Raw genomic sequence first — 615 nt, 5'->3', positions numbered from 1 at the left:
CTACTTTATCTTTCAATAAAGCCCCCCACGTCTTTACGTCTTTCTCAGGAGCGGATCCTACAATTACAAGTTTTACAGGATTTCCTGTTTTCTTTGCCTTTTCTAATTTCTTCACAATTGATTCCGGCAAGTTCTTAGTCTCACTTTGCATATCCTTTTTTGTTTCAGCTGCGCCTACTCTTGTAGGCTTTGTTTCGAACTGCTTGTCTAATTGATGATTCCAATACATCTTTCCTGCTACTAAAGATGAGATAAAGATGAGAATAGCAAATACGTTAATTAAAATTTTCATAAAATGTCTCCCTTACAATATCTTTCTTTTTTTCTTTTATTATAATATAATTTTAAAGTACATGAAGAAATTTGATTAAATTTGTCATTTTTTTAATCATTTTGACGTGTTTTCTGATGAAAAAGATAAGAATAATGGCTTACACAGAAGGCATTTATTTTATCAATACATAAAGAAAAGGAAGAGAGGCTCCAGATGGAAGAACAAGTACAATCTCCAGAGGCGCGCAGACGCAACCGAAAAAAACCGAAAAAGAAACGCGCATTCAAAATTATTCTTGGTATTATTTTAGTATTAATTCTAGGTGTAGCAGGCTATGCATA

General features: G+C 32.8%; 1 pseudogene. It reads right to left on the bottom strand.

The features are described 5' to 3' along the window. A pseudogene (locus tag RB298_RS05130) lies at positions 1-292 on the bottom strand (SGNH/GDSL hydrolase family protein); the annotation flags it as partial. Between the last annotated feature and the right edge of the window lie 323 nt (positions 293-615).

The sequence above is a fragment of the Priestia sp. BR_2 genome (genome assembly GCF_041954005.1).
GTDB classification, from domain to species: domain Bacteria; phylum Bacillota; class Bacilli; order Paenibacillales; family Paenibacillaceae; genus Paenibacillus_AQ; species Paenibacillus_AQ lautus_A.
The sequence above is the reverse complement of the archived record's forward strand: the minus strand, read 5'-3'. Positions and strand labels throughout refer to the sequence as shown.